Raw genomic sequence first — 18,859 nt, forward strand, 5'->3', positions numbered from 1 at the left:
ACTTTATACACCATTAAGTAAATTGAATGATAAGAGCTTAATCAAAATATATAAGATAAATGAAATTATTAATTAGCTACTAATCTTTTACATTAAAAAATCCTAATATAGATTATAATAAAATACAACCATTTATTACCCATATCTATCAAAGCAAAATAGATAATTATATTAGAGTATTATGCAAAGATAGAATTCTTAATTTTAAAATTCGTCAATTATTTTTATTCTCTTTTCCCAAAATTTTATATAAAGATAATAAAAATTTGTCCTTTTCATCAACAAAAATCGCATGACCTGAATCTTTAAACTCTATAAAATTAACTTTTTTTGGAAAATTTTCTATACTTTTATAAGCATTATCAATCGGAATAACCATATCCTTATCCCCATGCATCCAAGTTGTTGGCATGATAATATTATTAATCAAACCAGAACCATTTTTAGTATTATCATATTTAACCATGGCAAGCAAGGCTTCTAGAAAACATTTTTGTTTTATAAAGTCTTCTGCCATTTTTCTTAAATCATTAGGATCAGGATCATTAACATTAAATATAGTTTGACTTAAAAGGTCTTTAAAAAAGTCAATATCCTTATCCTTTATCCCATTTAAAATTGGAATAGTAAAAGATTCATCATGCCTTAAGCTAAAATCTTTTAAAAAGTTTGGAAGCTTTAATTTAAAGTGATCATCTTTTTTTTCTTTCTTATCAGGCATAATAAAACCTTCATTTCCAACAGATGCTATTAAGATAAGATTTTTAACAAAATCTGGGTATAATCCTGCAAAATCCATACAGACTAATCCTCCCAAAGACCAACCTGCAAGACTTATCCTATTAATCTTTAAAGCATTTAAAAAATAATATAAATCAAAAGCCCAATCTTTCATCTCTTTATGTTTAATTTTATATGTTGAGTCTCCATAACCTATCAAATCAGGTGCATAGACATTTATATCTTGATCAAATGATTCTAGCAAATCTTCAAAAAAACTAGATGAAGATTGAAAACCATGTACAAGAATAAGCACATTGTCTCCGTTACCAACATGTCTATAAGCCATTATTTCGCCATTTTCTAATTTAATTTTACTAAATTCAATTTCTTTCATTTTGCACCTTCTATCTCACTCTTATATAATTATACAATTCTATTATATACTAAAAATAATATATTTATATAGATAAGTCTATTAATTTATATCTAATAAAAAATTTTAGAAAAACAGATATTTTTTCATATAGAAAGCAATTAAGAAAAAAACTTATTTAATATAATAAATGTAGTATTCTTACTAATAAAAACCTATAGTTGTTGTATATTAAAAAAATAGATAAAAAGTTATCTATAATGATATATTAAGATTCAATAGATATAAATTTAAGAAAATACATATGTAAAATTTTTAAATAAAATACTAGGCAAAGATTTCTCTCAAATATAAAAACTCGTATAAGCAATCCAATGATTTATACGAGTTTTTTATTTAGACTATAATTAATCCAATAACTTATTATAAAGATTATCAATAAATATTGCTCCTAAAGGTGCTGTTATTAAAATACCTAAGACTGCAATAGACAAAATTACATTTCCAGATGATAATCCATTTGCCATGGGAATTGAACCAATAGCCGCTTGAACTGTTGCCTTTGGCATATATGATACAATAGTAAATATCTTTTCTTTCTTATTAAGTTTTGCATCTTTTACAGCTATTAAAGTAGCAAAAGATCTAAATAAAAGAGCAATAAATATCATAACTATCCCTAAAAGTCCAATATTTGACAAATATCTTATATCAACTTCTGCACCTACTAGAACAAATAAAAGAATCTCTGCAAAAATCCAAATTTTTCCAAACTTTTCTGAAAGCCTATTAGATACAATTTCCTTTGCTTTAAGCCTATAAAAACTTGCCATAGATATTATTGCCAAAAGTCCAGATATTGGAATTTTTCCCTTCAAAATATTTTCAAAAGATACTAGAAGAAAGGAAATACCCAAAAATATAAGTAACTTAATAGAATTTCTTATTAGATAATCTCTACTATAAAAAAACTCAAATATCCTATCAAGTAAATATCCTATTATACACCCAAGTAATATTCCTAAAATAATAGACACAGGAACATTTAGCAAAGATATGAAATTTGTACCTTCTCCCTTAGCCATAGATAGAAAAATCGAAAATAAAACTAAAACAAATATATCATCACAAGACGAGCCAGCCATAATCATTTGTGGAATAGACTTTCCTACTCCCCTCTTTTCTTCTATTAACTTAACCATCCTAGGTACTACAACAGCAGGAGATACTGCGGCAAGAACTGACCCCATTAAAAGCGAATCAATAGGACTTATATTAAAAAATAATCTTGCAAATAAAAAATAAGCTAGAATTTCAAAGCTTGCAGGTAGAAAAGATAAAAGAATGGCAGATTTTCCCACCCTTTTTAAATCTGATATATCTAAGGAAAATCCTGCTTTTAATAAAATTATTATTAGAGCAATTTGTCTTAAATCTTCTGAAATCAAAAGAATTTTATCGTCTAGTATGTTTAGTCCAAAAGTTCCTAGTATAATACCTGTAAGAAGCATTCCAATAAGAGAGGGAAGCTTTAATTTTTTTAAAATCTCCCCAAGAAAAAGACCTATAAGTATAATGAGGCCTAGTGATAATAACATATATATCCTCCTTTTGGGACAAAAAAACTGATGAATCCTGTCCCTTATATAGACAGAAGTCATCAGCATAATGCGGTTTAAGATTAATCTTAGGGAGAACTTCATTCCCTAAATTTATTATATATAAATTTATAATTTAAGTCAAGAAGTTAAAGTCTATATTTAAGAATATATACTGATAGCTCTTATATAAAATAAGCCCTTATCAAAATAATACTAGCTTTGTTTTTATTTTTACCACTTATAATTATTTTAGAAATATTTATATCTTCACTATCATAATCATTATTTAAATCCTTAACTAATTCTTTATCCTAATATATTCTTTAAACTCATTAAGATCTTTAGCCATAAAAAATGGATTAATACGATATTCTTTTTCTACACTTGTAGGTAAGCTTGGAAGTCCTTTATCAATTTTTTCTTGAGCTTCATTTATAGCATCATCAATAATCTTATCTTTTATAATTTTCTTTGATGATTTTAGACAATCTATGGTATATTCATGAGCAGGATATATTAGAGTATCCATGCTTAGATTTTTAATTTTTTTAACAGAATTAAATGCTCTATCATATTTTTTAGTAAATACCCTGCCACAGCCTGATGAAAAAATAGTATCTCCACAAAATAGGTTATTTTCAGTAAGATATGATATATGCTCTTCAGTGTGCCCATCTGTCTCTATTACCTTAAATTTAAATCCCAAAAGCTCAAACTCGTCCCCATCTTTTACTGTCTTATCGTTTAAATCTTCAGTTTCAATTGGTCCTATTACAATAGAGTTCTTATATTTTTCTTTCAAGCTCGAAACTCCACCAATATGATCCATATGCTTGTGAGTTATTAAAATTCCTACAAGATTTTTACCTTTGATATATTCTAAAACAGGTCTTGTTTCCCCTGGATCTATTATAATAATATCATTAGCTTTTTCTATAGCCCATATATAATTATCTTTTAAAGCTTTTATATATTTAATTTTCATACACAATCCCTTCTTATTAGTAGTTATTATTATTTATACCACAAATTTAATTATTTAATAAAGAAAAAGGTATTTTTATACATTTGGATTTTGTTTTTAAAGTTTTAATATAGCTAATTGTCTTTTTTTCTTCATTTCTAAATTCTAAAAATCACAATCGATATTTAGAATACTTTTATATTAGTACTATAAAGTCTACAAAAATATATTATTAATATAGTAATGTAACAGGTAAGAAATATAACTAGGTCTTATTTTTTATTCATCATTTCCAAGTGCAAAGAATTTTTCTCTTATTCTTCTTCCTGTTTCTGTACCTGCTATTCCACCTATTCCTGTTTCTCTTAACGCTTCCGGAAGTGTTGATCCAACTTCACCAGCAGCCCTACAAACTTCATCAAATGGTACAATAGATGTAATTCCTGCCATGGCCATATCAGCAGAAATAAAAGCATTTACAACACCAGATGCATTTCTAAAAGTACAAGGATACTCTACAAGTCCTGCTATGGGGTCACAAACCAGTCCTAAAACATGAAGAAAAGCAAAACTTGCAGCATGAAAACATACTTCTGGAGATTGGTCATAGAGATAGCATGCGGCTGCTGCTCCCATTGCAGAGCCTGAGCCAGTTTCAGCCTGACAACCACCTTCAGCTCCAGCAAATGATCCATAATAACCAATCATTTTACCTATGCCTATTGCTGTAAGCATTGCTTCTACAATTTTTTCATCTGAAAATCCTTCTCTCTTCTTTAAAGAATATAAAATCGCAGGTAGAATACCTGAAGAACCTGCTGTAGGGCTTGCAACAATCTCACCCATAGCGGCTGATATTTCAAGAGTTGAAAAAGCCATAGCCATAGCTTCTGTTATAAAATCACCTGTAATTGACTTGCCTTCTTTAGAATATGCATTCATTTTTTTTGCAAATCCATCAATCATACCCATGGTGGTCTTAGTTTCATTATTTAGATTGCCTTGAGCTGATCTTTCCATTACCTTAAACATTTTTCTTAATTTATTTAAAATATCATCTTTGTCAATTTGCGATGATTTTAATTCTTCTTCCAATACTAAATCGTGGATGTGAAGTCCTCTTTCCTCACATTCTTTAATTACGTCTTTAGCCTTTCTAAACATTATTTAACCCCTTCTATATAGTTTGCATAGTCATATCTTTTATCATTTATAATTTTATCAATCAAATCTTTTTTAAGCCTTTCATTAAGCTCGACAATCAATGTTACTTCCTCATCTTGTTTAACGGTCTTTATACTTTCTATATTGTAATTATTGGTTGCAAGAAGTTTAGACACTTCATAGATAACACCCTTCTGTTCCCCATATTTAAGTATAATTGTAGGAAATTTTCCGTTATAGGAGATTAATACGTCATTTATTTCAATAATTTCAATATTACCACCACCAATTGATGATCCTGTAACAGATGATGTAGTTCCATCCTTATAATAAAATACAAGCTTGGCTGTATTTGGATGAACAGTACCTAAGTCATCTTTAATAAAGTGAAATTCTAAACCTTCTTTTTTAGCTATTGCAAAAGAATCCCTAAGCCTTTTATCATTTGGTTTAAAACCTAAAACACCAGCCAAAAGTGCCTTATCAGTACCATGACCCTTATAAGTTTTGGCAAAAGAGCCATGTAAATGAAAGTCCACTCTATAGAAGCCTTTTTTCACAATAGATATAGCTACTTGAGCAATTCTTGCAGCTCCTGCAGTATGAGATGACGATGGACCTATCATAACAGGTCCTATTATGTCAAATACTCCATATTCTTTCATATTTTCTCCTTTATTTACTATAATTTAAATATAAATAAAACCTTTTCAAGCTTATCATTTTAATACATCTACAATATTATAATACTCTTATATTTTTATAATTAAATATTGATATATTATTAATTCATACCTTTACTTGACTAATTAAGATAACTTAAAAAGTAAGCACAAAAGTCTTACTTATCATCATTTAAATATAAAAGAAGTCATTGAAATAGAAGCTAAACTTCCAACTTGATTAAAAACTTCTACCTTATCATTATCACTTGCTCCCAATACATAAATAAGAGGATAAAAGTGATCTTTGCTTGGTACTGCATAGGATGAATAAGGGTTTTTATCATAGTTTATGACATTCTCAAAGTTTTTAGATAAGACATTTTCTACTATGAACTTATCAAACTCCCTATTTTCTAAACTTGCATCTTTTTTTTCCCAATCAACATACCTAAGATTGTGGACAATATTTCCACTTCCAAGTATTAGATATCCTTCATCTCTTAAATCTTTTAATTTTTTTCCAATCTTAAATACTTCTCTTTCTCCTATACTAGCATTTACTGATAATTGAACAACAGGAATATCAGCTTCTGGAAACATATGAACTAAAACTGTCCAAGTACCATGATCTATCCCCCATTGTTGATTTAGTTTTATATCATCATTTTTTAAAAGATTAAGAATCTTATCTGTCAATACATGGTCTCCATTTACATGGTATTTGACCTCATATAATTCTTTTGGAAATCCATACATATCATAAATCTATCTAGGATTATCTTCATTTTGAGTAAAATTCCCTCTTGTAAACCAATGTGCAGATATAGCTAATATTGCCTTAGGCCTTTCATATTCATCTATTATATAATTTCCTATTTTTTTAAAATTCTTTGTTATCTCTGTGTTTTCAAGTGCGATCATAGGTGAGCCATGACCTACAAATAATGTTGGTAATTTCATAAAATCTCCTTTACAAAAATATAGATACCCTAAAATCAAATTATTATATAAATGTTTAAATTATCTATAAATGGATAATAATGTTATAAGAGTTAAAAGGAGTTATTATGTATTTTGAAGATTATAAAATAGGTGATAAATATCTACTAGATGAAGAAATAGTAGACTTTGATGAAATGATTGACTTTGCAAAAAAATATGACCCTAGGCCATTTCACCTTAATAAAAATAGTGCAAAAGAAACCAGATTTAATGATATAATTGCATCAGGTTTTTTTACATTAGCCTTTTCTTGGTCTAAGTGGGTTAAGACAAAAAAAGACGAAGAGGGAATGATTGCAGGTGCTGGATTAAATAATCTTGTATGGTATAATCCTGTTTATGCAAATGATAGACTAAAGTCTATTCTTACAGTTTTAGATAAGAGAAAATCTAAGACAAAGAAGCAAGGTATAGTAAATTTATCTTATCTTACCACAAACCAAAATAATCAGAAAGTTTTATACTTTGAGGCAAATATTTTAGTTAAAAGTAAAACTTCTACAAATAATCAAGATTCTATTTAAAAATCAATATTTTGGTAAGTCATTATATTATTAAAATTCCATCCATATTTTATCTAAGATAAGCTAGATAATTATTATCTTAATAATTATCTAACCTTAACTTAGAAATCTTATCATCAATACTTACTATTTCAAGATTTAACTATCTTAGATTTACTCATTTTATAGTTTTTAAAATGTGCTAAGTTAATAAATTAATCTTTTATAAATTTATTATCTTTATAAAATAGTCTTTGAAAGATTTAATTTTTGACAATATGTCTATTTTCTTCTCCTATCTTGTTAATTTTAAGCAACAAAAAACAGTAAAACTAATCTGATTTACTGTTTCTTGAATAAGCATTTATCAAATTGATATCTGCTTAATTAAATATATTTATTAATATATAATCAATAATCATTTTATTATTTCTATAATTATTATAAATATAATACTTATGTTATTAATTGTAATTAAATTGCAATTTTATTCAACCAACACATTCCTAGCTAGCTTATCATTATTATCTAAATTATTAACATTTGTAAATACATAATAAGCAAGATTTAAATTTATACTTCCAATCAAAAGAAATACCCAATCACCTTCAAGTGGAGAATTCCAAATGAAATGCAAGATAACTGGAGCTATAATAAAACATAAAGCTTTAGGTCTAGAAATTACAGAACTCTTTTTTATAAGAGCTATAAGTCCAACTCCAAAAACTATTGCAAAAGCCATATGACTACCAAGGGCATTAGAAACCCTCTCAAAAGCTATTGTAAATCCACTATTTGTCTCCCCAAAAGTACTTTGAAAAATATATGCCCAATCTTCAAAAACCTGAAATCCAAATCCTGAAATCATTCCAGATATAAAAGCTTCTTTCAATGAAATTCCTTTACACAATAAATATACTAAAAGTACAACTATACCTTTAGCTATCTCTTCTGCAAAAGGAGCAGTTAAAGCAGCTCCCCACTCATCAAGTAATGTCTGTGGTGCTTTTATAAAAAATAAGAACATTGAAATCAAGGAATTTCCTAGACTTCCTAAATATAATGGCAATGTAAATCCAAGTATAAAGCTCAACATAACTACTTTACATGAAACATTTAATTTTTTTACTAAATAGTATATTAAAAATGCAATTGGTATAGCATATAATAAAACTATACTTGATGCAATTAAAAAGCTAGGAAATAAAGCTACATCTTTATCTTTTTCTGAAAACTGAATAAAAAAATCACGAAAACTCACAAATACTAATGCTAAAGTTATCGCGACTAACAAATTACGCCCATATTTACTAATAAATTTTTTCATATATCATCCTCCATATTTAATAATATAATTGAATTATTTTTTAATATAATATAATTTATTTCATAGTAAAAAAATATATTATTTAGAATTATATTATTCATTAAAATAATAAAATTTTCGTGATAATTATATCATTTTTTAGATATTATTTCAACCATCTAAATAAGATTTGTCTTCTAAACCTACATCTTATTTTTGATATTTAAAATGACTAAATTATTTAGTGTTGTTTAAAAAACATCCTTAATTTTAGAATTTACTAAATTATCAAATAATAATATTCTGCTTTTCTTATTTTTGATTTATTCCTAAAGGAAATTCTTATTCCTTATAAGCAGAATAAAATATATGATAATTATTATTTCCAATAGAAATAGTTAGAATCAATAATTTACATGTTTTATATAAAATTTCAAAGAAAAAGACGACAGTTCTTTCTCTGTCATCTTTAATAAAAATTTATAAAATCCTTTATTTTTATTGTACAATATTGAATTTATCTATTTAATTATGATAATAAAAAGACCAACTAAAGTTAAAACTATGCCAATTATTAATTCGATAATACCAACTTTTTTTGCATAGGATTCTGTTTTTCTGCCTGCTTTATAGTCAACTTCAAAATTATTAATTAACTTATAATTTTTCTTAAAAAAAATTAAATATCCGAATATTGAAAAAGTAACCCCTAGCATTATTATAATAATTTTTAATATTGTCATAAACATATCTCCAAATTCTAATTTATTTCTTAAAAATGTTACATTTCTACTAAGTGAATTATTGGTACAAGCAAATATCATACAGCTGCTTCTTTGTTATAAAATGACTTTATCTCTCAGATTGTTTATAGATATATTTGTATACATTTTACTATAAAACACCTCAACTAACGCCTTTATTATCAATAAGTTAAAAATCTAAGCTAGAGCATTCTTTTTCCACTTTCTAATTTTTGTTCTAAATGTTCCAAATGGTGCAACAGTATTTATATGAATAAATTTATATACTTCCCATACCACTGTTTTAGTTGCTTCATCAGCCCATTTTCTCATATGTGGTTTAAATAATTCTTCCTCACTCAATGAATCAATCATTAAATAAATACCCTCAATATTATTTGTCAGTTGTTCCTTCAACTCTTTTAGTGATTTATGTGCATATGTATCTGTGAAGTACTGATATAATTCACCAAGCTGATTCCATTTAAATTCATCTGATGGTGTTTTCACTTGGAGTCCCCTTTTTTCATCTTCCTCCCATTTAAGAACTAAGCTTGTCCATCCTACCTGATAAGCAAGATTTTCTGCTGGAGTTCTATCAACTCCATTTACTCTCTTATCTTTTAATGTTTCTGGAATATTATCAAATTCTAAAATATATTTCTCAAATGCTTTACTTATTTCATTTTTAAGTTCATCTTTATTCTCATATACTCTCAAAAAATCACCTCCATAATTTTAATTATTAGTTTTTATATAAATTAAATACAATTCTTAATATCAATACCTAAACTAATTGTAAAAAATAATATTCATATTATTAATATTATACCATTCTCTTATCCCAATTTAAATGTAATAAGACATCTATGATGACTTATTATTTATATATTAAGTAGACATGTAATTTATGATTTAGTGTCAAATATATTGTGTGAAATGCCTTATTATATATTTGACAGCACTAAAGAAAATTTTTTATTTAATTTTAATTAATCATTATATAAACTTTCATATTTCAATATATCATTATAATTTCCACACTTTTTGATTTTAGATTTATCTATAAAACTAAAATTTGATTTGTATTTCTTTCTTTAATTATCTTAATTGGCTGAATATGATAAAATTTACTAACTAATAATACTTTCAAATCAATATCTAACCTAAGGCTTTCTAAAATTAAATTATTCTAATTAAATCTATTTTTATGTCTTTATATGTAATAGTTTTATCTTCAGCCAAGACAATAGTCCTAAGAACAGCATCAATTCTTGCCCTAAGTATAGCTAAAGAAAAGGGCTTGACTAAATAATCATCTGCTCCTTGGTCAAGGGAATGAATAATAAAGTCTTCATCATTTTTTACTGTAGTAACTATTACTCTAATATCCTTTTTCTTTAATTTTTCTATCAACTTATACCCATCTTTATCTGGAAGATTGATATCTAAAAGAGCTACATCTATGTCGACATTCATCTTATAGATTGCTTCGTAATATGAAGATGCAATATTCACATCATAGCCATTATTCATTAAATATTTTTTCATTTCTAAAGCAATTTCTCTATTATCTTCTATAATTAAAATACTTTTCATTGTTTACTCCTCTTATTTTAGGAATGGATTTTCTGTTTATAAAATGAATCTGTTGCAAAATCTTGAATTTCTATCGTTTCACAACAGTCCCTTTATAATCGCATAATTCTACTTATAGTATACCATTATAGCTTATATTAAATAGAGAAAATCTAATTGTAAAATGGTGAAATAAAGCTGTTTCAATAATTTATAAAGATTAATTGTAAAATATAGTATAATATTATTAAAAAGTTTTATAAGTAAATATTATTTTAATGCGAAATATTTGATTTTACTATTATAATTATAGAAAAAAGAGATAATATTACCTATAATAATAAAGCTAAAACTAGATAATAGTGCAAGTATATAAAACTTTGTAGAATTTATAGGTATTTCAAATATGATTTATCTAAATATTGGAGTTTAAAATTGAAAATATTAATGATTGAAGATGATAGCACAATTGCATTTGCCGTAAAGACTTATTTAAAAAAATATAGTATAAAAACTGTTGTCTATGATAAACTTTCTAGTTTAGAAAATATAAATTTTAGTGATTTTGATTTAATCTTGCTTGATGCAAATCTTCCTGATGGCTCTGGTTTTAATTTTTTAAAATACTTAAGGGAATTTTCAGATATCCCTATTATTATGCTTACGGTTAAAAGTGAAGATCAATATGTTGTTAAAGGACTTTCTCAAGGAGCTGATGACTATATTACTAAGCCCTTTTCTCTTTCTATACTCAAAGCAAGAATTGACAATGTATTTAGAAGAAAGGTCAAAAAGACGGATACTTTAATATTTAAAGATTTAACTTTAGATTTTACATCGAAATCAGCTAGTATTGATGGAGTAAACATAGACCTTAACTTAAAAGAATTTTCTATTCTTGAAATGCTTTTAGAAAATCAAAATATAAATCTTTTTAGAGAAAAAATGCTTGATTATGTATGGGGTTATGATTTATATGAAGTAAATGACAATACCTTGACAGTGACGATAAAAAGATTAAGATCTAAGCTTGGTAGATATGGAAAGCATATTAAAACGGTTAGAGGGATTGGATATAGGTGGGACAATGACTCTTTGGAATAAATACAAAAATATTATTTTAATAGTAACACTAAATTTATTGCTATGCCTTATAGTTGTTTATCTTAGTCCTAGATTTGATATTCTAACACTTTTAGGATTTTTGTTAATAAATCTTTTTTTATTTCTATTGCTTGTAAAAAGGGAGAAGAAAAAAGAAAGGGAATTGGATGACAAAATAAATAATATTTTTCTTCTCTTGCATTCGTTAAATATAGATTCTAGCAATGAGGAAATAAGAGATGATGAATTTGGAAAATTAAGAGATGAAATAATAAAAATAATATTAGAAAACAAGCGAATTGCTGATAATTCAGAAAAGAACAAAGAAACTTTGAGAGAATACACAGAAGATATCGCACATCAGATAAAAACACCCTTAACTGGATCTTTACTACTAATTGACCTATTGGAAGGCAGTGAAGATAAAAATTCAAAAGAATACATCACTAGGCTTAGAGATAATTTACTAAGGCTTTACAATTTGGCGGATATTTTGTTAGAACTTGCTTCTCTTGATTCAGGTACAATTGAAATGTCAAAAGATAAAGTTTCGGTTAAGGAATTTGTGGAAGAAATAATTATAAATATTTCCGACTATTTTTCAACGAGTGATGTCAATATCTCTCTTCATGGAGATGACTTCATCCTTATATGTGATAAAGATTGGACTTATGAAGCAGTCTTTAATGTTGTAAAAAATGGAATAGAAGCAACGAAAAATAAGCATATTGAAATATATCTTAAAGAAACGAATTTGTATAAAAGTATAATTGTGGAAGATTTTTCTGAAGGTATGAATAAACAAATGCTTGAGAAAGTTCTCAAGCGTTTTTATAAAGCAAATCCCAAATCAAAAGGCTATGGTATTGGTCTTCCTATGGCGAAGTCCGTTATGGAAAAACAAAATGGGGAATTGTTATATCATAGAGGGAAAAAATCAAATACATTTGAATTAAGATTTTATAATTGATTTGATTTAAAGACTTTGTTTTAAAAATAAAAACTTAGTCTTTTTTTCTAGTCACTTTCCTGTCACTTAAGTCTATTATTATCTAAATAAGATTAAGGAGGGACAATATGAATATAGTTAAAACTGTAGATTTATCAAGGACATATAATAATGGAGTAGAAGTAAAGGCTCTTTCAAATGTGAATTTTACAATGGAAAAAGGGGATCTAGTAGCAATTATTGGAGATAGTGGTTCGGGAAAATCTACTTTACTTCATCTTCTTGCAGGAGTAGATAATCCTACTAGTGGAGATATCTTTATTCAGGATAAAAATATTACCAAACTCAATAAAGACGAAATGACCGTATTTCGCAGGAGAAATATTGGCGTCGTTTATCAATTTTTTAACTTAATTCCCAATATTAATATTAGAAAGAATATATTACTTCCTCTTTTACTAGATAATAAGAAAGTAGATGAAGAATATTTCAAAGAGATTTTATCACTTTTAGGAATTGAGGATAAACTCGACAGATATCCGAAACAATTATCTGGTGGCGAGCAACAGAGGGTTGCCATTGCCAGAAGTCTTGTTACAAGACCAGCTATAATTTTAGCAGATGAGCCCACAGGTAATTTAGATAGAAGAAATTCAGAAGAAATTACGGGACTCTTTAGACTTGTAAACAAAAGATTAAATTCCACGATCATGATAATAACTCACGATGAAAAAGTTGCAAATTCTTGCAATAAAGTTTATAAGATGGTGGATGGCAGATTAAATTTCTTAGGAGATGAGTCTTATGAAAATCATTAATGATCTTGCCGATGCAGCAGTAAAAAACAACAAAAAAGATACCTTAGCTATTAAAATTTCAATTCTATTGGCTGTTATACTTTTAGGGACCATTATTTTTATTTATGATTCTCTAAGACTTGATCAGTATAATTATGTAAAGAAAACGTTTGGTACCTATCACGTTTCAATAACAGAAGTTGATGAAAAATTCTATGACAGATTAAAAAGCGATAAGGATATAGAAAAAATTTCTTTCAACAAAGCTATAAAGACAGATTTAAATGCGACTATTTATGAGAATGGGGATAAAAGTAGTCTATTAGGCTATGAGGTAAAAAGAGGAAGAATGCCGGAAAATACAAATGAGCTTTTAGTTCCGGGAGAGTTTTTAATAAAAAATAAACAGTACCATTTAGGCTCAGAAATCAAACTCAAGGAAAAGACCTATACTATAGTTGGCATTTACGATGACTTCGAGCACTCCTTCGAAGAATCTCTGCTTATAGGTCTTGCTGCCAGTGATAAAAAGGAAGACTTCTTCAAGGACGGCTGTGGACTTGAAGCACAGATCTGGTTTAAAAATTTAAGGGACACTTATACTAAGACTAGAGAGATTTTATCTGAGATGAATATAGACGAAAAGCATGCCTTGGACATTGGGAGATTATTTTATAATAAAGATATTTTGGAATATAAGATGGTCTATCCAAATGGTGTTATACCTCCTAAAAATGTAGTGAGTTCAGCAATTGAGAAATATGGAGCCGCCATCCTTCTTTGCATACTTTTTGCCTTTATCATATATGGTGCTTTTAATGTTTGGAATAATAGAGATTTGCGCGAGATTGCCCTATTAAAAAGTGTAGGTATGACGAAAAGACAGGTTAAAAAAATGGTTAGGCTCAAAGCACTAAAACTTTCGACTCTTCCAATAGCACTTGGAATAATTCTGTCTTGGGCTTTTGCTAACCTACTTATGTATTTAATGTGGCTTAACAATGCCATCTCATATAAAAATATATCTAACATTTTGGGGGAAATCGTAAAATCTCAAAGCTTCCATTTTATATTTCCAAGGGTAGGATCTATTATAATCGTTATTTTACTATCGCTGTTAATGGTTTATCTCTCAGCAAAAATGCCGGCAAAAAGAAGTTCAAAATTAAAAATTATTGAAGGGTTAAATGGAATTACAGAAAAAAATATTAAATTGGGCAAGTCAAAAATAAATGGTCCAATAGAAAAAACTCTTGCAAAAGATTATTATAGATCTTATAGGTCAACTTATAAAATTATTGTATTTTCAATGGCGCTTTCAGCCTTTGTCTTAACGATATTTTTAGTCGGCCAATCTTATAGACACTTAAATGAAAAATATAACAACTACAAAAGTCCTTATAATTTTAAATCTAGTATTTATAGAGGCGATTTTTTGGATAAAAATCTTGTGAAGGATTTGGAAAAAGTCAAAGGCATAGATCAATTGCACATCTATCAAAAAAATGATACAAAGTTTTATGTAGATGACAATAAAGATTTTATTTCTAAGGATTTAAAAGAATCGTTAGATAGCGGTAAAAAAACGAAAGACAAATTATATGCAAGGATATACACCTTGACAGACGCGGATTTTGAAAAGCTTTTAAAAGAAAATAATCTTTCAAAAGCCTCTTATATATTGCTTAATAAAATAGCAAAAGAGAACAAGACGCCTTATGCCTTTAAGGAATATATAAATATCTCTGATAAGAAAAACGGAGAAGTTTCCTTAAGATACTATAATAAGTATGCGGAGTCAATGCCGGTGAAGATAGATGGAACAATAGATGAAATGCCCTATGATTTAGAAGCATACGATAGTAATGAGATAGCCATATTTACCGGCGAAAGTAATTTTAAAGAATTTGTAGAAAAATATGGAATAGATAAGTCAAACCCCGTTTACTATTACTCTGTAAAATTTAAAGTGGAAAATAATAAAGACAAAGTCTTTGGAGAAGCTGAAAATGTGATTTCCACCTATGTTTCAAAGTCAGACCACGACACTACCACAGATATTGTAAAGGCAGCCATGGATAAAGAAGAGAGAAGAAATACAGGTTTATTGAATTTAGCCATCCAAATTATTCTTATAACCATCGCTCTTTCTAACGCCTACAATAGTTTCAAGGGAAATCTTAGAGCGAGAAGTACTGATTTCAAGCTTTTATCGACTACAGGTATGACAGAAAAGCAAATGAGAAAGATGGTCTTCTTAGAAGGAAAGAGCTTATTCGTAAATATTTTACTAGCTTATATCCTGATGTTTTTTGCAGGAATAACCGCAAGAGCATATAGAAGTGATTATAACTTATCCTTTGCAATAAAAGAGCTTATCTTAAATATAAACTATCTTCCAATTTTAATAATATTTATATTAATAATCTTTGGAATTATACTTGCAATAAGCAGTGGGTTAAAAATAATGAGAGATAATTCAAATAAATCTTTTAAAGATACCTAAAAATTAAGGGATTATTGAAAATTATGAATTTCTAACCTTGCATCATTACAAGTTACTCATAGACAATTTGAAAGTAGTCTAACACTCAAGAAATCCAAATTGTCGTGAAGGAGCTTGTACTGATGCAGGGATTAATTCATTCTGCAAGAGACCTTAATTTTTATAAATACTCTTAAAATCAGTTTTTATAAAGCTAATCTCTCAAAAAATTTTTGTCTATTAAAAGTTATTTCAATCCCCTATTTGAATACTAAATTTAATTTCTTTTCATCATAAATTAATATTATAGTTAAAACTTTTAGATAAGTTTCATTATAGATTTCTATTTCTAATATTTGCTTTCTATGAATACTTATAATTTTTATTAACTTTTTAGTAAATTTCTTAATCTCATATAATTAGTATGCGAAATATTATTCTTTAAAAACTTTGTTATTTTTTCTTTTCTATTTAATGGGTTTATTGGATAATTTAGTAGTTTTTCATCCAACAATTTTAGTACATCTATATATACTTCATGTTTACCACAATTTTTTTCTAGAGATGCTTGCCAAAATCTTAGAAAAATTTCTCTATTATTGAATGGAGGAAATTCTTCATTAGCTATATCAGACTCAGCTTGATATAATGTTCCCCAATTACCAGTAATTATTTCCCATCTAAATAACTTCATTGGTATTATATCTTCATGTTCTTCTAATAATGGCTTTATGCTATCAAGCCATTGATCAAGATATTTATTAAAATAATCAATATCTTTAGGTATGCCAATTAATTTTGAAAGTTCTGCACCATCTTTTGCATCGTCTTTATCAAAATCATGTGCTATTACTTCGGCAACATTTCCTGTTATGATATATGGATTATCAAACCTATCATATATGGCTTGAATAGTTAAGTTTTTAGGTAACTTTCTAGCGCTTTCAATACTACGTTCATATATATCTAAAAAATCTTCTCTTAATTCTTCTAAATTATTTAAAATTATTAATTCTTCACCATAGTCAGATAAAATTTTCTTAGGTATATAGACATCAGAACTTTTTTCAGTAAGAAAATTCATAGTAGATACAAAGGCCTTAATGTCTAAATTTGCCTTATGGATTGCACCTAACATAATTCTTGAATCTAGCCCTGAGGATATAGATAAAAATACATTATCTGTCCTAGAATATAAAGCCTTAATTTCATTAACTAATATATCAGCTACCCTTTTAATGTTTTCTTCATATCCGGTCTTGTCAATATCTATCCAAAATCTAAAAGTCTTTCTTTTTATAACGTCTAGGTAGGTATTAGGTAAAACTTTAAAAATATTATCATAAATAGTTCCATCTATATACCATTCATCTTCGTTTATTCTATAAAATTTTGAATTAATAAATTTTAGAAGTTTTGGATCCTTTGATAAATTTTGTTCTTTATAATAATTAATTATAGCAATGCTAGAACCTATTAACAATTCATTGTTTTTAGTATAGAATAATCGTCTTAATGAAGCAGGATCAGTTAATATTTTTAATTCATTATCCCTATCAAAAATAATTAACCATCTTCCTCCAAGATTAATAGTAAGTTCAGCCATCGATTTAAAGTTTCTTGATTTTTTAGCTATATTTTTTATAATATCACTATTTGACCAGCTGATATGATCTGGATCAACAGCGAATCCTAAAAGTATAAATTTTGTTTCATCATTTTCTTCAATTTCAATATTTAAGTCTTTATGATTATATAGTACAAGCTCATTTGAAAGTTGTGTCTTATTCCAGTTTAGTTTATTATCAATATTTTTTCCAATTATAAATTGCCTTCTAAATAATAGTTCCTTTTCCATATTGCCTCCAATTAATTAATTTAATTATGATAATTAATTATATAAAAGACTTACCGAAAAAAGCAAGTATTAATTCTTTTGCAATTTCTGAAGTTTTGTTTTTATCATCAAGACTAGGGTTTACCTCTACTAATTCAAATCCCTTTATCTTTTCTTCTTTTCCAAAAAGAGATAGGATAAGTCTTGCTTGATTATAGTTTAACCCTCCCCTGACAGGAACTCCAGTACCTGGTGCTATATCACAATCCATGGAGTCTATATCAAATGATAGGTAAATAGATGAAAGATTTCCAAGATAAACCATAGACTTCCTTACTATTTCTTCTATACCATATTTATATACATCAGCCATTGAAAAATATTTTATATTTTTTTCTTTTATTATTAGCTCTTCTCCCTTATCTATATCTCTTATAGCAATGTAGACAAGATTTTGAGGATTTAATTTATAGCTTCCACCTATATTATTCAACTTATTAGAACAAAGACCCATAAGCGCTGCAACAGGCATACCATGAACATTACCTGTTGGTGATGATTTTTCAGTGTTTATATCTGCATGGGCATCTATATATATGAGTCCAGGATTCTTGTATTTCTTTAAAAACGCCTTAAAGCTTGGAAGGACCAAAGAGTGGTCTCCTCCTAATATCAATGGAAAAGACTGTCTTTGGTAGATTTTTTCCACCTCTTCATTTATATGTGAAAGAGAAGGAAGTAGCCTATCTTCATTTGTCATATTTGATGGAAATTTTATCTTTTTATTTGAATTTTTTATATCAATATTACCAAAATCATAAATATCAAGGCCCATATCCAAAAGTTCCTCTAATAAACCTGTTAGTCTTATAGAATCTGGACCCAATCTTGTTCCAATAGTGCTAGCTCCCAAATCAATTGGGATTCCCAATACGGATATATTATCTTTCATCTTAACCTTCTTTTCTGCTATTATTTTCTTTTTAAAAGTGTCACTGCTTCTACGTGCTCCATCTGAGTAAAAAGCACATAAAGTTAAAGCTGTTAAAGACAGACTTGTAAATC

17 protein-coding genes, 1 pseudogene and 1 riboswitch are annotated in these 18,859 nt (G+C 27.4%); of the genes and pseudogenes, 5 read left to right on the forward strand and 13 right to left on the reverse strand.

Annotation, left to right across the window (positions count from 1 at the left end; all coding sequences use genetic code 11):
- Nucleotides 1-214: 214 nt before the first annotated feature.
- From FYJ26_RS01390 to FYJ26_RS10955, 7 genes are all read right to left on the reverse strand, one after another.
- Nucleotides 215-1,117, reverse strand: a complete 903-nt coding sequence (locus FYJ26_RS01390; RefSeq protein WP_154538941.1) for an alpha/beta fold hydrolase — start codon at nucleotides 1,115-1,117, stop codon at nucleotides 215-217.
- Between the two features lie 386 nt (nucleotides 1,118-1,503).
- On the reverse strand, nucleotides 1,504-2,694 hold the full coding sequence (locus tag FYJ26_RS01395; protein WP_154538942.1) for a cation:proton antiporter: 1,191 nt from the start codon (nucleotides 2,692-2,694) through the stop codon (nucleotides 1,504-1,506).
- A 46-nt stretch (nucleotides 2,695-2,740) separates the two neighbouring features.
- Nucleotides 2,741-2,812, reverse strand: a riboswitch (Fluoride riboswitch).
- A 183-nt stretch (nucleotides 2,813-2,995) separates the two neighbouring features.
- Nucleotides 2,996-3,682: a hydroxyacylglutathione hydrolase gene (gene gloB / locus FYJ26_RS01400; protein WP_154538943.1), complete on the reverse strand. Its 687-nt coding sequence runs from the start codon at nucleotides 3,680-3,682 to the stop codon at nucleotides 2,996-2,998.
- Nucleotides 3,683-3,940: 258 nt separating this feature from the next.
- Nucleotides 3,941-4,825: an L-serine ammonia-lyase, iron-sulfur-dependent, subunit alpha gene (gene sdaAA, locus FYJ26_RS01405; RefSeq protein ID WP_154538944.1), complete on the reverse strand. Its 885-nt coding sequence runs from the start codon at nucleotides 4,823-4,825 to the stop codon at nucleotides 3,941-3,943.
- Complete coding sequence (gene sdaAB, locus FYJ26_RS01410; protein WP_154538945.1) at nucleotides 4,825-5,490, reverse strand: L-serine ammonia-lyase, iron-sulfur-dependent subunit beta; 666 nt, start codon at nucleotides 5,488-5,490, stop codon at nucleotides 4,825-4,827. The genes sdaAA and sdaAB overlap by 1 nt, the downstream gene beginning before the upstream one ends.
- 186 nt (nucleotides 5,491-5,676) lie before the next feature.
- Nucleotides 5,677-6,246, reverse strand: a complete 570-nt coding sequence (locus tag FYJ26_RS01415; RefSeq protein ID WP_229771190.1) for a DODA-type extradiol aromatic ring-opening family dioxygenase — start codon at nucleotides 6,244-6,246, stop codon at nucleotides 5,677-5,679.
- Nucleotides 6,247-6,255: 9 nt separating this feature from the next.
- Nucleotides 6,256-6,450, reverse strand: a complete 195-nt coding sequence (locus FYJ26_RS10955; protein WP_229771191.1) for a hypothetical protein — start codon at nucleotides 6,448-6,450, stop codon at nucleotides 6,256-6,258.
- A 107-nt stretch (nucleotides 6,451-6,557) separates the two neighbouring features.
- On the opposite strand from FYJ26_RS10955, the gene FYJ26_RS01420 reads away from it, so the two are divergent.
- Nucleotides 6,558-7,016: a MaoC/PaaZ C-terminal domain-containing protein gene (locus FYJ26_RS01420; protein WP_154538946.1), complete on the forward strand. Its 459-nt coding sequence runs from the start codon at nucleotides 6,558-6,560 to the stop codon at nucleotides 7,014-7,016.
- A gap of 466 nt (nucleotides 7,017-7,482) precedes the next feature.
- On the opposite strand, the gene FYJ26_RS01425 is transcribed toward FYJ26_RS01420, so the two are convergent.
- From FYJ26_RS01425 to FYJ26_RS01440, 4 genes and pseudogenes are all read right to left on the reverse strand, one after another.
- Entirely contained in the window at nucleotides 7,483-8,322 is an 840-nt protein-coding gene (locus FYJ26_RS01425; protein WP_154538947.1) for a PrsW family intramembrane metalloprotease, read from the reverse strand.
- Nucleotides 8,323-8,822: 500 nt separating this feature from the next.
- Nucleotides 8,823-9,125, reverse strand: a complete 303-nt coding sequence (locus FYJ26_RS01430) for a DUF3784 domain-containing protein (protein ID WP_326831223.1) — start codon at nucleotides 9,123-9,125, stop codon at nucleotides 8,823-8,825.
- Nucleotides 9,126-9,242: 117 nt separating this feature from the next.
- Nucleotides 9,243-9,764, reverse strand: a complete 522-nt coding sequence (locus FYJ26_RS01435) for a ClbS/DfsB family four-helix bundle protein (RefSeq protein ID WP_154538948.1) — start codon at nucleotides 9,762-9,764, stop codon at nucleotides 9,243-9,245.
- A 477-nt stretch (nucleotides 9,765-10,241) separates the two neighbouring features.
- Nucleotides 10,242-10,643 (reverse strand): annotated as a pseudogene (locus tag FYJ26_RS01440) (response regulator transcription factor); the annotation flags it as partial.
- Between the two features lie 414 nt (nucleotides 10,644-11,057).
- On the opposite strand from FYJ26_RS01440, the gene FYJ26_RS01445 reads away from it, so the two are divergent.
- From FYJ26_RS01445 to FYJ26_RS01460, 4 genes are all read left to right on the forward strand, one after another.
- Nucleotides 11,058-11,726, forward strand: coding sequence for a response regulator transcription factor (locus FYJ26_RS01445; protein WP_154538949.1), 669 nt, complete (start codon nucleotides 11,058-11,060; stop codon nucleotides 11,724-11,726).
- A complete protein-coding gene (locus FYJ26_RS01450; protein WP_154538950.1) occupies nucleotides 11,710-12,696 on the forward strand; it encodes a sensor histidine kinase in 987 nt (328 codons plus the stop codon). Before FYJ26_RS01445 ends, FYJ26_RS01450 begins: the two co-directional genes overlap by 17 nt.
- 107 nt (nucleotides 12,697-12,803) lie before the next feature.
- The gene (locus FYJ26_RS01455; RefSeq protein WP_154538951.1) at nucleotides 12,804-13,493 is read left to right on the forward strand and encodes an ABC transporter ATP-binding protein; all 690 of its coding nucleotides are present in this window, start codon (nucleotides 12,804-12,806) and stop codon (nucleotides 13,491-13,493) included.
- On the forward strand, nucleotides 13,480-15,978 hold the full coding sequence (locus tag FYJ26_RS01460; RefSeq protein ID WP_154538952.1) for an ABC transporter permease: 2,499 nt from the start codon (nucleotides 13,480-13,482) through the stop codon (nucleotides 15,976-15,978). Before FYJ26_RS01455 ends, FYJ26_RS01460 begins: the two co-directional genes overlap by 14 nt.
- A 364-nt stretch (nucleotides 15,979-16,342) precedes the next feature.
- Here the strand turns inward: FYJ26_RS01460 and FYJ26_RS01465 are convergent, their stop codons facing one another.
- Together FYJ26_RS01465 and rocF are read right to left on the reverse strand one after the other, a co-directional pair.
- Nucleotides 16,343-17,815 (reverse strand): hypothetical protein, encoded by a 1,473-nt coding sequence (locus FYJ26_RS01465; RefSeq protein ID WP_154538953.1) that lies wholly within the window; start codon nucleotides 17,813-17,815, stop codon nucleotides 16,343-16,345.
- A 37-nt stretch (nucleotides 17,816-17,852) separates the two neighbouring features.
- Nucleotides 17,853-18,746, reverse strand: a complete 894-nt coding sequence (gene rocF, locus FYJ26_RS01470; RefSeq protein ID WP_154538954.1) for an arginase — start codon at nucleotides 18,744-18,746, stop codon at nucleotides 17,853-17,855.
- Nucleotides 18,747-18,859: the final 113 nt, after the last annotated feature.

This window comes from Anaerococcus porci, from assembly GCF_009696575.1.
GTDB classification, from domain to species: Bacteria; Bacillota; Clostridia; order Tissierellales; family Peptoniphilaceae; genus Anaerococcus; species Anaerococcus porci.

What these genes read in the sequence shown, in the direction of transcription:
- FYJ26_RS01390 (WP_154538941.1), bottom strand. Translation starts at nt 1,117, where the DNA reads ATGAAAGAAATTGAATTTAGTAAAATTAAATTAGAAAATGGCGAAATA.
- FYJ26_RS01395 (WP_154538942.1), bottom strand. Translation starts at nt 2,694, where the DNA reads ATGTTATTATCACTAGGCCTCATTATACTTATAGGTCTTTTTCTTGGG.
- gloB (WP_154538943.1), bottom strand. Translation starts at nt 3,682, where the DNA reads ATGAAAATTAAATATATAAAAGCTTTAAAAGATAATTATATATGGGCT.
- sdaAA (WP_154538944.1), bottom strand. Translation starts at nt 4,825, where the DNA reads ATGTTTAGAAAGGCTAAAGACGTAATTAAAGAATGTGAGGAAAGAGGA.
- sdaAB (WP_154538945.1), bottom strand. Translation starts at nt 5,490, where the DNA reads ATGAAAGAATATGGAGTATTTGACATAATAGGACCTGTTATGATAGGT.
- FYJ26_RS01415 (WP_229771190.1), bottom strand. Translation starts at nt 6,246, where the DNA reads ATGTATGGATTTCCAAAAGAATTATATGAGGTCAAATACCATGTAAAT.
- FYJ26_RS10955 (WP_229771191.1), bottom strand. Translation starts at nt 6,450, where the DNA reads ATGAAATTACCAACATTATTTGTAGGTCATGGCTCACCTATGATCGCA.
- FYJ26_RS01420 (WP_154538946.1), top strand. Translation starts at nt 6,558, where the DNA reads ATGTATTTTGAAGATTATAAAATAGGTGATAAATATCTACTAGATGAA.
- FYJ26_RS01425 (WP_154538947.1), bottom strand. Translation starts at nt 8,322, where the DNA reads ATGAAAAAATTTATTAGTAAATATGGGCGTAATTTGTTAGTCGCGATA.
- FYJ26_RS01430 (WP_326831223.1), bottom strand. Translation starts at nt 9,125, where the DNA reads ATGATATTTGCTTGTACCAATAATTCACTTAGTAGAAATGTAACATTT.
- FYJ26_RS01450 (WP_154538950.1), top strand. Translation starts at nt 11,710, where the DNA reads ATGACTCTTTGGAATAAATACAAAAATATTATTTTAATAGTAACACTA.
- FYJ26_RS01455 (WP_154538951.1), top strand. Translation starts at nt 12,804, where the DNA reads ATGAATATAGTTAAAACTGTAGATTTATCAAGGACATATAATAATGGA.
- FYJ26_RS01460 (WP_154538952.1), top strand. Translation starts at nt 13,480, where the DNA reads ATGAAAATCATTAATGATCTTGCCGATGCAGCAGTAAAAAACAACAAA.
- FYJ26_RS01465 (WP_154538953.1), bottom strand. Translation starts at nt 17,815, where the DNA reads ATGGAAAAGGAACTATTATTTAGAAGGCAATTTATAATTGGAAAAAAT.
- rocF (WP_154538954.1), bottom strand. Translation starts at nt 18,746, where the DNA reads ATGAAAGATAATATATCCGTATTGGGAATCCCAATTGATTTGGGAGCT.